The sequence below is a fragment of the Sphingobacterium siyangense genome (genome assembly GCF_007830445.1).
GTDB classification, from domain to species: Bacteria; Bacteroidota; Bacteroidia; order Sphingobacteriales; family Sphingobacteriaceae; genus Sphingobacterium; species Sphingobacterium siyangense.
In genome coordinates this window covers 25458-40850 of sequence record NZ_VLKR01000044.1, presented here as the reverse complement: position 1 = coordinate 40850, position 15393 = coordinate 25458, and the positions used below count along the sequence as shown (strand labels likewise).

Below are 15393 nucleotides of genomic sequence, written 5' to 3'. Positions count from 1 at the left end.
TATATTCCGATAGGCATTGCGCCCCTCTTTATCGTTTTGTTTTTCCCTTCGTTTCCGTTGGGACTGCAAAGGTAGAAATCTTTTTTGAACTTCCAAAAACTTTTTGAAGTTTTTTTCTTTTCTCTTTTTTCGATTTCCGCGTTTAAAATAAACTGAGCGGGATTTTAAATCCTGCCAAACTTCTCTTAAACCCTTCTTTTTTCATGATTCCCTCTTTCGTGGTAACCGTCCCTCCCTTGCGGAGTGGTGCAAAGATAGGGAGTTTACTAACAAACTTCCAAGCCTTTTGTTCTTATTATTTTCATTTTATCCTTAACTACCTGTAACGGTGCAAGATTCTTTTTCATTTTAGCGGTGGAAGCTGCAGAGGAAGGCGAAAAAAGGCTGATCCGGCCGCCAGATTGGGACAGATAGCGGCATCAGGCAACGAAAACATCCTGAATTGCACCTGCCGGATCTATTGCCCCACCGACATAGCAAAGGGAGATCGGAAAACGCAAACATAGCCGAACAGAGAACAACAGAAGAATACCGCAGCACAGCAAAAGAATGAGAGCATACACCGCTCCGGATTACCCATTAAATGAACACACTCTTTTACTACTTTACTTAAGGTTTGTTTAGGTATAGCTTAGGTTATAGCTAAATAAATCCTAACCAAAAGCTAACTAAATACTAATTAAAATCTAACTTAAAGAAGAACTAAATAAAAGCGAATAAACATAACATTATGTAAATAACCCTACAAGTGTCCCAGCATCCAACCAGAATCACCATGATATAGGCATTTTTGGAGGGTTTATGGGATCAAAGAAAATGAGCAAGAGAAAGCGTTCAGCTTGTAACACGTTTAGAATAACGACTAAGTTCAAAAAACATAACAACCAAACAAAAGGCTCCGAATCAATTTAGATGATTCGGAGCGTCAGACGTTATTATAGTTTACATGCTCTAATCTCTTAATGCTGTAAGATCAGCCTTAGGCTTGGGCAAGTTCATGTTTTTAATTGCCAGGAGACAGGCATCAACCATTTCCTGCGTCATGGTATAGGTATACATAATCGTCGTATTCCAGCGTACCAACAAAAAACAATCCGTATTTATCAAATAAATCTGTCAAATCCAATTTGGCCACTTCGCAGGCTGTTTTAACAAAATTCAGTTGATGAACGGCAGGATTACGCTCTCCCATCATCCGATCGGAGCTCCAATCCGAACGCTGTCTTCTCGGTTTATTCATATTCTGCTGACGGAAATTAAACAATGGACGTGTCAGGTGTACGTGGCCTACCTCAATTCCGGGACTAAAGTTGAACTGATAAGTAATACCAAAAGGCAAGTTAACTTTTGCGAAGAGACTTGCAAAAAGGGTATTCTGCTTGTTCATCCGGTCATTGTAGGTCATATTTAGAAAAGGATTACGGGCATTCAATCCGCTATCACCTGTCGGAATCCGCCTTAATGTGCCATCCGGATTGTATTTACCACCAGCGTGCCCCACATCTGCTCGCCATTTCAGAAAACCAGAGCCATCGTAAGCACGTTGATTACGTACTAGCGGAGCTACTCTCCAGTTGATATTCGCCGTCAACACGGGTTTATCGCCTGTTCCTTTTTTGGTGGTAATGGCAACTACCCCTGTAGCAGCTTTAGCACCATAAATAGCCAATGAGCGCGCGAGAAAAACATAAGCCACAAATCAGCCACAAAAGGTATTGTTGTTATACTTTACACAAATTGCAGCACTCAATCAAAATGCAACCGTTCAAGTTCGTTGTATTAAAAAATAAAAATAATCTCTTCTTATTCGTTATTTAAACAGAATCTCCCAAAAAGAGTCTTTTTATAATGCTTACCCTGTTGGGTTTGCAAACTGTATCGGCCCAAGAAACTCCAACAGCGATCTCTAAAGGAAAATGGATGGTCGAAACGAATCTCTCGCCACTGACCGGCCTTTCTACTTCCGGCTTTAGCTTTTATTCCAACAATGGCGCCCAGCTCTGGTCTGTAGGCGGTGAAGCAGGTTATTTTTTCCAAGATAAACTAGCTGTCAAAGCAGGATTAGGTTTCACTGGTCAAAGATATGTATTCGATTTTGATGGCCAAAAAATCGAATTGAATTCTACACATTCGTTTATTTATAAAGCGGGATTAAAATACTATATTATCAATCAATTTCCCGTGCAGGTAGATCTAGGTGGTATTAATAGTGGTGGCGAGAAGCTTTCTTTTCTAATGGATGCCTTTAAAAATTCTATTCCACCGTATTTTGGAAAGCCCATTGCCATTTGCGTTCCAGCTCATCCAGGTAAATAATGCTTTTCCGACAATATGATCCTCAGGAACAAATCCCCAATCCCTAGCATCGAGCGAGTTGTGCCTATTATCTCCCATCATCCAATAATAATCCATTTTAAAGGTGTAGGAATCTGTTCGATTTCCATTGATATAAAGCCCATCCGTTTTCTTTTCCAACAGGTTATTTTCATACACTCGTATGGCTCGCTCATAGAGTGGCAAGGTCTGTGCATTCAGTGGAATAGTCATCCCCTTTCGAGGAATAACAAAGGGGCCGAAATTATCATAATTCCATTTGTATTGTGGGTCGTTCGGAAAGGTATTTGCTTCGGCTTCCCCAGGTTTACGCAAGTTCATTTGCATGGATTTGACATTGGACCAGGATTTCACCATGGCTGCCTGATCTTTCGTTAAAAAGATTACATAAACTCCGGGCTGAATAGCAGAGACTTCTATTCCCATATCTCTTAGGCGCTGTTCGTCCAGACCTGCCTCATCTGTGATCACGGTATAATCCATCTGGCTTTCCGGGGCTACAAAACCTGGTTGGTCGTTCACAAACAATACTCCTTCTGTCATGCTGATTTTATCCCCAGGCATTCCCACACAGCGTTTAATTAAATGTTCGCGTTTATCCACTGGACGGGTTTGAATTGTAAATTGTTGATGTACTGCTTCACGTCCCATGCTACGCACCAAGTCATAATAGGGCGAGTCTTGATTTTCGACAGCAACGGTATCACCGGCAGGTGCATTAAAAACGATCACATCATTCCGTTTTATTTCTTGAAATCCGGGCAATCGTTTGTAAGGAATTTTAATGAGTTCGGAGAATGCTTTTCCTCCTACTAATGGCATCGTATGATGTGCAAAAGGAAACGCTATAGGTGTATTTGGAATACGGGGCCCGTAATTTAGTTTACTGACAAAAAGATAATCTCCAATGAGGAGAGACTGTTGCATAGACCCCGAAGGAATCATAAATGCCTCCAATAAAAAACCACGAATCAAGGTTGCAGCGACAGTCGCAAAAACAATCGCATCCGCCCATTCTCGTACCATCGATTTTTTATAGGGATATTTCTTCTTATAGTCTATATACGATTGATGCGCAATTTCCAGTTCAGATTCCTTTGTCGCCAGGCGACCTTCGGCATGCGCTGCTTTCAGATTTTTGGCATATAGCCCATTCAGAAATTGCACGTTTTTATCGCTACCCCAAAGTGGCAGTACGATAAATGGAAGCAGCACCGCAGCGCAATTTTCCCAAAACCTTCTTTTCCCAAAACAATGAATAAAATCGAGGTAGAGATTATAAAAGATAAAAACATTGACGATCGGAACAAGCAAAAGGATAAGCTGCCAGGTCTTCTTGCCGAGTATCCGCGATTGGATAAACTGACTATAGACAGGAACAACTCCTTCCCAACCTTTGCGTCCTGCCTTTTCAAATAGCAACCAAAAGCCATAGGCTGCAACTATAGTCAATACAATAAAGATGGTAAGTATCATAAAATTGTTTTAAATGCAGTATCAGTGAATAAAAAATCTCAATAAATAATTAGTTGCTTTCTCTCCTCGGAAGAGATTTTTGAAAGTTGAAGCTCATTATAGCGCATAACGTATTTTATAAAAAGATCATAATCGTACTTTTTTTCATTTTCAAACTCAGCAAATAGCTCCGGTTCGTCATTGATCAAACGCCCTAAAGCAATTGTCCGCTTTTTTTTGCTGTTGCTAAAAAGTTCGTTCGTATTACTACTTATTTCAATCACTTCACCGGTTGACTTTTTTAATGCATAAGCATATTTAGACTTACTGATTCCAATGGACAACATTGTACCACCACCACCCGTACCAAACATCATTCCTCCGCCACCACCAAGGTTCAAATTAGACACATAATAAACCATTATTTCTCCATCAACCAACACTTCAGCAAAAGTTGGCTCCTCCGTATAATATCGACCTATTTGAAATACTTGTGGAGAAGTTCCCTGAACGGGCTCCAAGCCATTTTCGACATAAGAAGGTGCATAAACTTTTCTTTTAGATTCCCAGTAAGCACGAAACACCTGGCCGGGGGCAAAAGTTAGCTTCTCTTTCTGTTGATTTTCAAATTTGAGTTTGTGATCCTTGATGGAGGAGATTTTTCCGTAAAGGGTATCTGCGTTCATAAGCACCAAGTAATCTAATTTTTTTGCGGCTTCCTGTGCACGAGCTGTCATTAGTATACTGGCGAAGCAAGAAAAAAACACAGCAGTTAAAATTGATATGGCTTTCATTTGAACATTTGTTTTGCACTATTTTTAAATCCCATGGCATGCGCTACTATACGTAAGGTAAAGCTACATAAAAATATGAAATTCAAGTTCGGCCTTCGGAGTTTTAACGTTTGTTAGCATTTTGTTTTGCTAGGGCATTCCTACAATACTGTGCAAAGATTTTAAGATCCCTAAAAACGATCCCTAATAATACAGTCAATACAGCCGTATTTCTCAAGCAACAACAGCTGTACTGCAAAAAACAAAGCCACATCATTTTTTGCTGATGTGGCTTAACTGATTGCTTATTGTTTATGCAAAAAGATTAACTTTTATATTTACTTTCAAATGCTGTGGATGCTTGATTGACCCCATTACTCATATTTTCAAATGCTTTATTAATATTATCAAGCAATGCGGATTCTTTAGCTGCATCGGGTGTCTTATTTTTTCGAAGCTCAATCAATTTTGGATAATCCTCCGTAACAATTTTTTTATACCCGTTCAGGCCATCGAGCACCGCCTTTTGGAATGTCGCATCACCCTTGAAATCACCAAGTTCCTCTACTTTTTTGATATCGTCATTTAAAGACTTCTCCCAATCTGCCCGCACCTGTTCAGCCTTAGAATAATCGGAGCCATTCATGGCGGCATTCATGTCTGTCACATGTTTTTCACTACTGTTTATAACGGTAATAATTGAATTGTTGTATGCTGCAGGATCTTTTTCTCCCGAACCACAACTTGATAGGCTCAGAACCGCTGCGGTCATCATGCCCGTAATAAATTGTTTAATCATTTTGATCTATTTTATAATTTGTTTTTCCTCATTTTTCGTAAAAATAGCAACACCACATCATCCATAGGACAAGCTTTAGTGCATCAAAAATCTGTTTAGGTTACGCTAGCAACCGCTATTTCACCAGTGCCTTTTTCTAATTATGAATATCACTCACCAATGCATAACACTCTAAATCAAAGATAATTGAAGCCGAAAAATATTACTATCGCTGAAATCAGGGATTTGTTTCTTCAAGCCTTATAATGCAACTATATTGCTTTTAAAATCTTTTTCCCTATATTTGTTGCAACTTAATTGCAATATATATTAATTGGAATACCATATGTATTGCACGAATTACGCTTTACGAATCGAATCCATATAGATGAATAGGTATATCATTTTTTCACTTATCGCAGCACAACAGCTATTTTTCCCATGTTATGGACAGGAGAAGAGTATCGAGCTTGAAGAAGTAAAAGTTGGAGGGCGACGTTACCATCGGGCAGCAGAAGGAGCATTATCGATCCAGCTATTGACTGCCGACTCTATACAAAAATACCAGGCGGGAAGTTTAATGCAGACATTAAGCAGACTTCCCGGCGTTAATGCCATAGGCATAGGTGCTAATCAGTCTAAACCGCAGATTAGAGGGCTCGGATTTAATCGTGTGGCCACGGTAGAAAACGGTATTAAACATGAAGGCCAGCAGTGGGGATTGGATCATGGGTTGGAAATCGATCAATTCAGTGTGGGGAGTGCCGAGGTACTTAAGGGGGCTAGCTCATTTCTATATGGCTCGGATGCCATTGGCGGTGTCATTCGGCTATCACCGCCAGCGGAACTACAGGAGACAGGTTTTAAGGGCCAGTTTAACCTATTGACAAAGTCAAACAACGCTACTTTTGGCGGATCGCTACAAGCACAGGGCCGAAAAGGGAATTGGGTATTTGGAGGAGGATTCACGCACCTGGAATATGGCGATTACCGTGTCCCCACAGATACAGTCTATGTTTACAATTATGCGGTACGCCTAAAAGATCGGCATGTTCGCAACACTGCGGGACGAGAGACACATTTTCAACTACGCGGCGGATATCTATCGGATCGTTTTTCTTCGATTTTCTACCTGAGTAATTATCATACAAAGCTAGGCTTCTTTGCCAATGCGCACGGCTTGGAACCAAGGGGCGTAGATACAGCTCTTTATGACAAATCCAGTCGTGACATCGGTTTCCCAAGCCAGACGGTCAATCACCTGAAGCTTATTAACCGCAACTTTATCGATCTGGATAAGCATAAGCTTTGGATAGACCTGGGCTATCAGAAAAACTACCGGCAAGAATATAACAATTACACCGCGCATGGTTATATGCCACCTGTTTATCCAAAAGATATGACTATCCCCATCAATTTGGAAAGGTTATATGACAAACAGGTCTATAGTATCACTGTAAAAGATCAATTTGAGTTGGCCACACATCGACTTACCATTGGCGCAAATGGAGAGTATCAGGATAACCGTATCAATGGTTGGAGCTTCCTTATCCCAACTTTTCGCCAAAAGGCAATGGGCCTATTCGTTTACGATCAATACAAATTCGCGGACGAAACCATGCTATATGGGGCATTGCGTTACGATTACAGCCATATTCAAACCTCACCTTATCAGGATTGGTTCGAATCACAGCTGGAAGAGAATCAGTCGGGCAGAATAGTCCGGGCTTCGGCGCTCAGTCGCCGTTTCAATAGTCTGGTTTGGTCTGTAGGAGCGGCACATCAATTCGGCGATCTGGAAACAAAAATCAATGTAGGAAAAAGTTTCAGGGCCCCCATTGCACAGGAGCTCGGCGCCAATGGTGTCAACTATCACTACTTCAGTTATGAAAGAGGCAATCAATCATTGTCTCCCGAACAATCCTATCAACTGGATTTATCATTGACCTGGAGTCCTAGAAAAGTCTTTGTTGCCTTTACACCATTCTTTAATTACTTTTCCAATTATATCTACCTCAATCCTACGTCGAGCTACGATCAATATTATGGCGCCGGCAATCAAATCTTTGAATATATGGAAAGTCGTGTTCGCCGTTATGGAGCAGAATTGAAACTCAGCTACCAGCCTCTGAAACAATGGAAAGTAGAATTATTGGGTGAATATGTTCGATCGGAACAACTATCGGGCGCAAAGAAAGGATATACACTTCCTTTCTCTCCGGCACCTTCAGCTTTGATGGACATCAGCTGGACAGCAAAAAATGGCAAACATTTTAAAGAGACCTACCTTTCCGTCGATTGCAAATGGACAGCAGCGCAGTATCATGTTGTTCCACCAGAAGAGTCCACAGCAGATTATCAGGTCTTCAACTTCCGGGCAGGAACACAACTTCAGTTTTCGGGATCTGTCCTTCAATTACGCTTACAGGTTCAAAATCTCTTTGACAAGAAATATATGGATCATACCAGCTTTTATCGGCTGATCTCTTTGCCTGAACAGGGAAGGAATTTTATACTATCCATTGGAGTTCCCTTTGGGAAACAGTCCCGATCATAACATGAATTACAACGAATGAAGAATAAAATAAGATTCAATTAAAGATCACAGCTTTAAATAAGCCTTTGCTTTCAATAACCACCCGTTGAGCAGTGTGCGATGAGCACAGCAAACCGAGTACAACAGCAAAGCGAATGAATAATCGAGCAAAGCGAACATATAAATAGCGCTTAACAAATACAAGAACGAATAAAATTTATATATGAAAACACTTCAAAAATACACACTTATTACAGTGTTACTTGCCATGACTGTTGCCTGTAAAAAAGATAAGGAAAGCATTGATACCGAAAAACCGACCATCGCCATCGATTCGGAAACGGCTTTCCCAAAACAATGCAGCACAATTAAACGAGGCACAAGTTTTACTTTCCGCAGTAAGCTATCTGATAATGTCGCGCTCGGGAGCTATAGCATCGACGTACACCATAATTTTGACCATCATTCGCATAGCACTGAAATCGGTGAATGCACGGTTGAGGCGATCAAAACACCCGTCAAGCCATTTACTTTGGTCAAGACAGTTAATATTCCGGGGCAGCCACAGCAATATGATGCCGAATTAAAGATTGATGTACCAGCCGATATCGATCCGGGCAATTATCATTTTATGATCCAGGTGACCGACCTGGCGGGATGGAGCAGCCAAAAAGGAATCAGCATCCGAATACTCGAATAATACCATACCTATTTATCAACTCAATTTAATTAAATCCATTTTACATGAAAACTAGAAACATTCGCTTCTTCTTCCTGTTAAGTACAATTCTTTTCGGTTTTTTATCATCCTGTAAGAAAGATAACGAGGAAATTCCAGCACTTGCACAGCCCCAGATCAGCGCACTCGAAATCGGCAGTGGCAATAACAAAAATGTTCAGGCAGGATCAGACCTTCATCTTGAAGGTGATATTCTCGCCGAAGCACTCATTTCTAAGATCGAAATAGAGGTTCATCAGGAAGGTGGTGGTCAGTATAAGTTCACAAAAGCCTATACGGATGGGAAATACATTGGTGTAAAAAATGCGACATTTCATGAACACATCGATGTTCCAGCGGATGCACCCGCAGGAGCCTATCATTTTCATTTTACAGTAACTGACAAAGCCGGAAATACAACTACAGTAGAATCGCCATTAACCATACAAGGTACAGATGTCAAAGTTGCTTACAAACTCATTTTTACTGAAGTAAACGGCGAGGCACATGGCGACCATTTCCATGATCTTGCGGACAAGGAAAAGGTAGAGCCAATCGCTATCAGCTTTGACGAAAAGGGAACAGCACTTTCTGGTGGACACGCCCACCTTCATCCCGCAGGTATCTATAAAATTGAATTAAAACAATTTGATGCTACCTCCAAAGAGACACAGGGACAGTACATTACCAATAAAGCAACAGCAGACTACTACAAGGCGTTCCTTTCAGGTGGTTCTTTCGTTTTAAATCCGAATAGCAGTACAGGAAATGGTGCAATCTTTCAAACGAAAGAAACGAACTACGGTGATGGCACTGCAGTAAACGGAGCAACGGAGACGACAGGGATTATCACTTATTTTACGGCAGGAAAAGACAATGAAGGCGAGAAAAATGTATTCTTTGTGCTTCGCAAGTTTAACGATGCCAGCACAAAGGCAAAAGTTACCCGTACTGACTGGAACTTATCGGATTATGCCACTAAGTTTGCTGGTCAAGACCTCATAAAGCTATCTTTTGAACTCCACGCAGAGGAAGGAGAAGATTAGTTAGCGCAATAAACTCAGCTTACTTGCCCAAAAGAGCCTTCATGATTTCGCCGCTATGAGTGCGTGTAAAATCATGAAGGTTTTTTTATTTGTACAGAAATATCTGCTTAGTCCCTTACTTTCGTAAGCACATTTCCCTCTGAATCGAGTACCAGCTTCCACTCCTCTTTTCGACTTTTCACTTCAAACGCATAACTCACTTTCTGTTCGGCGGTAATCTTTTTTGCGTCTTCAATGCTATAGCCCGGAAAATCTCTTTTCACCCGGTCCAGCACACTCTTCGGTAGTTCTCTTTTGTTGATTTCAGTTTTATACCGCAAAAGTTTTCCGTTATGCTGAAACCAAGCTTCCTGGTCAATGCCAAATAAACCCGTTTCAAACTCAGCTTCATAAACATTCCCCTTCAATTCCCAATCTACTTTTTTGGCTTTTGGAAATTTCTGTTGGAAACTATTCACCAAAATCCACATCAGCATGACTAGCCAAGAATTTTTTGCGCAAGTTTTTTATCTGTGAATAGATGAAATCAAGATTATCCGCCTGGTCCGTATTATCGCCCCATACATGTTCTGCCAGCGCACTTTTGCTGACCAGTCTATTTTTGTTCAATAAGAAGTAGTTGAGCATATCGAACTCTTTCCGATTTAACGGCACAGGTTCCTGTGCAATAAATAAGCAGCGTTCATTGAGGTCCAACACGATGTTTCCCATTTCCAATGTATGCTTACCTTCCCGTTGTTTCCTTCGTAACACGGCTTTAATCCGTGCGTTCAGCTCAGCAATATGAAAGGGTTTTGTCAAATAGTCATCGGCCCCAAGCTCGAGTCCCTTTAGCTTATCGTCCAGAGAATCCTTCGCGGAGATAATGATCACATTATCGGACTTACCTTCATTTTTGAGCTGATCGAGGATCTGCAAACCATTACCTCCAGGCAACATGATGTCGAGCAGGATACAATCGTAATCATAAACAGCGACTTTTTCTAGAGCTGATCCATAATCAGCGGCAGTTTCTACCGTATATTCTTCCTTAAGTAAAGATGCCTTCACAATTTCCCTTAAATCCGCTTCGTCTTCAATAACCAATATTTTCATCTTCTTAATTCTATTTAGCGAAAAACTTGTGTAAACAATAGTATTCTGTCCATGCTAAATGACAATTTACATACACAATTGTTTATGACAAAGGTACCTTGAATTTGGGAAAGATTTAGGAACACACTGCTTGCCTCTTATTTTAAGCTGACATCCAGGTAAACCGAATGACGTCCGTAAGTATCATAAAAAGGTTTATAAAGGACATCATCAATGTAAAATTCCAATGTTTCGGGATTTCCTTTAATCGACTTAGCAATATCCTTTGCATCTAAAGTTACTTTACGCCAGTCTTTTCTTGCTGCAGGTTCCTGGGCGGCTAATAGGATTGGCCCATAAAACAGACTCGCCATATTGGGCTGATCCATAACCGGGTCCAAATGAAACTGAAATGGCATTTTGAGGTTGATCACATCCCCATCTTTCCAGGTACGGTTTAAGGTCAGGTAAGTGCCCGGCTCAGCTTTAATTTTTTGATCGACTCCATTTATTGCAACAAAAAATCCCTTTGTTGCCCAGCTTGGCACCCGCACATGAAGTTCAAATTTGCCATTCCCCCGTATGGTCAACGCTGTTTGATCCGCTTTCGGAAAACTGGTTTGTTGCTCGACGCTGATTCCCCGTTCCGTCCAATGTAAGGTAGAAGGAATATAGAGATTGACATACAGCGCCTGATCATCCTTGCTCCTAAAATAGATTGTATTCTGCAATTTAGTACTGCTTTCAATAGCCGTACCATTACAGCAGGTAAAGCCTTTCATATCAGCATTTCCAAACTGCTTGATAGATCCCGCGCGTAGAGGCACATGATACGTATTTGCTGGACTATTTTCTGCAACAGACGCTAAGATATGATTGTATAATCCACGTTCATAATAATCCATCAAGTCTGCGCGCTGATCGAACATAAACAGGTCACTTGTCAATTTCAACATGTTATAGGTTGCGCAGGTTTCGTTCTGCCCGCCTGCAGAAAATCCATTTTCATATAATGTCGCCGGCTCGCTAATAAAACATTCGGCATTAGCCGGATTTCTTGCCCCAGCCACACCACCGATACTATACATATAATCATTGGTGGCTTTATACCAAAAGTTGTCCGCTATTTTATAATATTGGGGCTCATTGGACACCCGATATAGTTCCATACTGCCCACAATTTGAGGAATATGCTGATTGGCATGTAGCCCTCTAAAAGTATCTACATTTTTGGCCAGTCCATGTGCATGCGCTGCGTTGCCGTAGAACATATCAATATTGTCAAATAAACGGGCGGTTTTTAAATAGTTCTCTTCACCCGTTATACGGTATAACCTGGCCATCACTTCATTCATCCCACCAAATTCACCGGCGATATAGGTATTCCACATTTTGATCAGTGTGTCGGTCGGGACTTGATTTAAACGCGTATACACCCAGTTGCCCATTCCCTGCGCGATCTGCAATGCTTTTTTATTTTCACTTACCTCATAAACATCCAACAGGCCGGCCAAGATCTTATGCAGGGTATAATAAGGAGCCCAAATTTGGTTCTTCTGCCCGCCATATTTTGCGCCATGCTCGAGCATAATAAACTGATCCGGGGGATAGGCACTGATAAAACCTAGCCCCCAGTTCCAATAATCTGTACGGATTCCTTCGTCACTCAGGTCAGAATCATAAGCCGATTTACCGGGGCCATAAGGTACCGCAGCAGGATCTGCGACATAAGCCTGCCCCGCTTGTCTCGGCGTACCCGACAACTTTGACAAGGAATAAAGCACGTTGACCATGGTATCCATCTTCCCCAAAAATTTTGACTGGAGTGCCTTATCATAGCCTGTACTCGCATAAGCTTGTGCAATTGCCGTCAGGTAATGTCCTGTAGCATGACCGCGCAGCTTGATATCCTGGCTGTCCCATACCTCCAAAGGTTGCGCACCGATCGGTTGTTTTTGCCCAAACGCGTGTCGAAACATATAGAGGAATGAATTGGGATCCGATTTTGCTAATGTATCAATGAATTTATTGCGATTTTCAATAAACTTCGTTTGATGCTGCTTTACATCCGTATTAAGGGAAACCTGATCCAAGTGAAATGCCTCCAATTTTAAGCTAGGCATCTTGGACTTTACCTTCCCTTTTACTGTAATGATGGCTTTGGGTTTCAGATCTGTCCCGGGAACACGCCCCGTGACGGTGTAAGCTGTTTGCTGCGCGACGGCACTATTGTCGGTTGGCGCAGGCCACAACACACGCACTTTTGGTCCCACCATACCGTCTTTATATGTACCGACGACATAACTCGGCAATCGTGGCAGCTCGCCTATCGCTGTTTCTACGGAGACATCTGCAACCCCTGTTAAGAAGGCATTATAAAGCGCTGCTTTATTCATTGGAAATCGCGGTAGGTCATCCTCAGCCTTACCTTTAGAAGCAACATCTTCACGCACACCCTTCAACGCATTTCTATACACCATGCCGATCTGGTTTTGATTCAGTGGCACACGATAAATGCGAAAATCATGCAACAGTGCATTTAAACTTACATTGCCACCTAACAGGGATTTTCCGATGTATAGTGTCCTCTTGCTACCTGCCTGTCCAAAAACCTCGGTCAGCTCCTGTGGGATGTCTTTAACTTCTCCAGCGGGCATACCATCTAAATATGTTTGCATGGTCCCTGTAGCAATATCAACTACGATGGCCAAGTGCACCCATTTGTTTAAAGGCACAGCCGAAGAGACCGCATTTTTTACTGCGGCCTTCTTTTGCGCGATTATCCCTATATAGCCATTTTGCTGCGCTGTACCTGTTGGTGTTCCAGCAAAATGCCTGGTGATGTCCTGTCCAAAGTCGAATAAATACTGGCCAGACTGCGCTGCTCGTAAGTACATCCAGCCTGTAATGCTGATCGACTCGAGATCAGCGAGTACTTGCGCTGGAAGTACGACAAAATCGTCCTTTCCTCCAGCGAGAGAAAGCACCTTTGTAAATTGCTTATCTGATACAAATGAAGCTTTTGTGCCCTGGAATTTACCATGTAGTCCATTGCGCGACCAATCCTTAAAATCCCCATCAAAGACATAGCGGGCCACCATTCCTGTCTCTCCAATACCATCTAAGATCTGATCCCCACCCTGTGCCACAGCTACAGCTGTCATTTTGATAAAAATTGTGAGAATTGCTGCAAAATATATCGTATATCTTTTCATATCGCTATCTTTTATTCGCTAATGATTTATTGTTTAAAGATCACCCTCTAGCCCGGTGAAAGCTATTACCGTATCCTTTTCCTTGATTGTCTTCAACAGAAGACGAACAAGAAGAAAAGCAATCACTATTAATAAGCTTCCAATTAATAAGCTTCCAAAATCGAAGAATATTTTCTGTATTGCTGTCTATTTGACATTTATAAAATTAATGACTCTACATTATTATACATAGGTTTATTTTAGCCGATATTCTCCAGATTTTAACTACTGTCCGTCGAGTCTACTGTCGTCCACGGGCCCACAACTCCTACCGCCAGCCAGGAGAGGTAAAAACGCCAATATGCTACGAAAATGCTTCATGATCCGCGGTTCAATCCGATCGCTCAGCAGATAAGCCACGGCGAGCATAAGAATGATAACACCTGAAAGGAGCAGGTATTTATTCAGATACAGATACAGGTGATTAAAAATAATAAAGCCGATGTGTTGATGGATTAAATACAGCGGATAGGTCAACATGCCAATTTTAACAAATCCAGACGAATTGATCGCCTGCAGTTTTTTACAGGAAACCAGTAACATGAGTAGGTAAAACACAACGATGGTCGCACCAATAATATAAGGGGAAAAGTCACTGTGAAAAGTGCGTTCCAGCCAATGAATACGCCCCACAGCACCATCGATGGAAATGTACAAACACCAAGGTAAAGCGACAAAATGCTGGACTTTTGGTCCATGCAGAAAAATCTGGCAGAATATAATTCCCGCAATAAAATACGCACTCCAGTCGAGTAAAAAAAACTCATGGATTGCGTCATAAATTTCCGAAGGCCCAACAAAAAAGCGTAGGCTGGACAATAGCAACCAAAAATAAACCAAGTAATCCAAGCTTATTTTTTTAAATCGATTCAGAATTAGAAACAAAGCGATGATCAGGTAAAACTTCAACTCCACATAAAGTGACCAATAAGCGCCATCGACATCCCCCTGTCCCCATAGTTTTTGCACCATGGTCAGATTGGCCAATAGTTGTGTAAATGTGACATGATAACGCGGTGCGCCCCACAAATAAGAAACGATAAAAGTCAACAGCAAACAAATCCAATACATCGGATACAAACGCTTGAAGCGGGAATAACAGAACTTCCGCAGTGAAAGATGTTTGATGGAAAAAGCAATCACAAAACCACTAATGATAAAAAATAAGTCTACACCCAGGTAGCCGTATTTAAAATATTCTCCGACGCCATCGAAACCCAATAGCGACATATTTCCGGCTGCATACCCCCGATATAAATAATGATATAATACGACGGCAGATGCTGCAATAAAACGAAACAGATCGATTTGGTAAATTCTTTTGGACTCAGACATTTGGCTGTAAATATAATCAATTATCTTCCCTGTTTGTCCAGCATGGTTTTATATTCGTGAAGTTCATTGTATTTAATAGTTTTTTTTATT

The 15393-nt window shown here is 41.4% G+C and carries 12 protein-coding genes; 4 read left to right on the top strand and 8 right to left on the bottom strand.

What is annotated here, in order from left to right; all coding sequences use genetic code 11:
- Positions 1–1024 precede the first annotated feature (1024 nt).
- Positions 1025–1696, bottom strand: a complete 672-nt coding sequence (locus IQ31_RS24980; RefSeq protein WP_145330926.1) for a SusC/RagA family TonB-linked outer membrane protein — start codon at positions 1694–1696, stop codon at positions 1025–1027.
- Positions 1697–1848: 152 nt separating this feature from the next.
- On the opposite strand from IQ31_RS24980, the gene IQ31_RS24975 reads away from it, so the two are divergent.
- A complete protein-coding gene (locus IQ31_RS24975) occupies positions 1849–2316 on the top strand; it encodes a hypothetical protein (protein WP_145330924.1) in 468 nt (155 codons plus the stop codon).
- Here IQ31_RS24975 and lepB read toward each other — a convergent pair.
- The 3 genes from lepB to IQ31_RS24960 all read right to left on the bottom strand — a co-directional run bounded on the left by lepB (position 2233) and on the right by IQ31_RS24960 (position 5361).
- On the bottom strand, positions 2233–3810 hold the full coding sequence (lepB, locus tag IQ31_RS24970; protein WP_145330922.1) for a signal peptidase I: 1578 nt from the start codon (positions 3808–3810) through the stop codon (positions 2233–2235). The genes IQ31_RS24975 and lepB overlap by 84 nt on opposite strands.
- Positions 3811–3848: 38 nt before the next feature.
- Positions 3849–4583 carry a hypothetical protein gene (locus IQ31_RS24965; RefSeq protein ID WP_145330920.1) on the bottom strand — a complete coding sequence of 245 codons (735 nt, stop codon included), beginning with the start codon at positions 4581–4583 and terminating at the stop codon, positions 3849–3851.
- Positions 4584–4887: 304 nt separating this feature from the next.
- Positions 4888–5361, bottom strand: coding sequence for an LIC11966 family surface protein (locus IQ31_RS24960; protein ID WP_145330917.1), 474 nt, complete (start codon positions 5359–5361; stop codon positions 4888–4890).
- 367 nt (positions 5362–5728) lie between these two features.
- Between IQ31_RS24960 and IQ31_RS24955 the strand changes: the two genes are divergently transcribed.
- The 3 genes from IQ31_RS24955 to IQ31_RS24945 all read left to right on the top strand — a co-directional run bounded on the left by IQ31_RS24955 (position 5729) and on the right by IQ31_RS24945 (position 9640).
- The gene (locus IQ31_RS24955) at positions 5729–7897 is read left to right on the top strand and encodes a TonB-dependent receptor (RefSeq protein WP_145330915.1); all 2169 of its coding nucleotides are present in this window, start codon (positions 5729–5731) and stop codon (positions 7895–7897) included.
- Between the two features lie 202 nt (positions 7898–8099).
- A complete protein-coding gene (locus tag IQ31_RS24950) occupies positions 8100–8576 on the top strand; it encodes a DUF4625 domain-containing protein (protein WP_115045816.1) in 477 nt (158 codons plus the stop codon).
- Positions 8577–8620: 44 nt separating this feature from the next.
- Complete coding sequence (locus IQ31_RS24945) at positions 8621–9640, top strand: DUF4625 domain-containing protein (protein ID WP_145330913.1); 1020 nt, start codon at positions 8621–8623, stop codon at positions 9638–9640.
- Positions 9641–9747: 107 nt separating this feature from the next.
- On the opposite strand, the gene IQ31_RS24940 is transcribed toward IQ31_RS24945, so the two are convergent.
- The 4 genes from IQ31_RS24940 to IQ31_RS24925 form a co-directional block, all read right to left on the bottom strand.
- Positions 9748–10116 (bottom strand): PepSY-like domain-containing protein, encoded by a 369-nt coding sequence (locus IQ31_RS24940; RefSeq protein ID WP_145330910.1) that lies wholly within the window; start codon positions 10114–10116, stop codon positions 9748–9750.
- Positions 10091–10735, bottom strand: a complete 645-nt coding sequence (locus IQ31_RS24935; RefSeq protein WP_145330908.1) for a response regulator transcription factor — start codon at positions 10733–10735, stop codon at positions 10091–10093. Before IQ31_RS24935 ends, IQ31_RS24940 begins: the two co-directional genes overlap by 26 nt.
- A 137-nt stretch (positions 10736–10872) precedes the next feature.
- Positions 10873–13929 (bottom strand): beta-L-arabinofuranosidase domain-containing protein, encoded by a 3057-nt coding sequence (locus tag IQ31_RS24930; RefSeq protein WP_145330906.1) that lies wholly within the window; start codon positions 13927–13929, stop codon positions 10873–10875.
- Between the two features lie 264 nt (positions 13930–14193).
- Positions 14194–15303, bottom strand: coding sequence for an acyltransferase family protein (locus tag IQ31_RS24925; RefSeq protein WP_145330904.1), 1110 nt, complete (start codon positions 15301–15303; stop codon positions 14194–14196).
- Positions 15304–15393 lie beyond the last annotated feature (90 nt).